The following is a 561-nucleotide window of genomic DNA, read 5'->3' as shown; positions in this document are numbered from 1 at the left end:
CGCGAGGCCCACCGGCGCGGCCTCGAACTGCACGCCTGGTTCAATCCGTACCGCGTCGCCAACCACACCGACCCCACCCGGCTGGCCCCCACGCACCCCGCGCGGCTGCACCCGGAGTGGGTGGTGCCCTACGGCGGCAAGCTCTACTACAACCCGGGCCTGCCCGAGGTCCGCCGCTTCGTCCAGGACGCGATGCTGGACGCGGTGGCGCGCTACGACGTCGACGCCGTCCACTGGGACGACTACTTCTACCCCTATCCGGTGGCGGGCCAGGTCTTCGACGACGACGCGGCGTACGAGCGCCACGGCGCGGGGTTCCCGGACCGGGCCGCCTGGCGGCGGGACAACATCGACCGGCTGGTGCGCGAGACCGCCGCCCGCATCAAGCGGCTCGACCGGCGGGTGCGGTTCGGGATCAGCCCCTTCGCCGTCTGGCGCAACCAGGCCACCGATCCGCTGGGCTCCGACACCCGGGCCGGGGTGCAGACCTACGACGACCTGTACGCGGACACGCGCAAATGGGTCCGGGAGGCGTGGATCGACTACATCGTGCCGCAGGTG

At 72.4% G+C, this 561-nt stretch carries 1 protein-coding gene; it reads left to right on the top strand.

The window, feature by feature from the left end; translation table 11 throughout:
* The coding region (locus CCN51_RS51845) for a glycoside hydrolase family 10-like protein (protein ID WP_158104803.1) at positions 1–561 on the top strand (561 nt) is incomplete at both ends.

The sequence above is a fragment of the Streptomyces milbemycinicus genome, from assembly GCF_002154605.1.
Classification (GTDB): domain Bacteria; phylum Actinomycetota; class Actinomycetes; order Streptomycetales; family Streptomycetaceae; genus Streptomyces; species Streptomyces milbemycinicus.
The sequence above is the reverse complement of the archived record's forward strand: the minus strand, read 5'-3'. Positions and strand labels throughout refer to the sequence as shown.